Genomic DNA, 218 nt, shown 5'->3' with positions numbered 1-218 from the left:
GGCGTCATGTGGCCGGAGTCGTGCGCGTCCATTGCCCGCGCACTCCCCAACCGTCATTCCCGCGAAGGCGGGAATCCAGAGACTTCAGCGTCATCTCACCAGAACGTCATTCCGCGAAAGCGGGAATCCAGTGACTTTCGTGCGAGAACGTTTGAAGCCGCTGGATCTCCGCTCTCGCGGGAATGACGGCTGTTGGGGGATGACGCTGAAGTCTCTGG

This window comes from Lysobacter sp. Root690 (assembly GCF_001427785.1).
GTDB lineage: Bacteria > Pseudomonadota > Gammaproteobacteria > Xanthomonadales > Xanthomonadaceae > Lysobacter.
The sequence above is the reverse complement of the archived record's forward strand: the minus strand, read 5'-3'. Positions refer to the sequence as shown.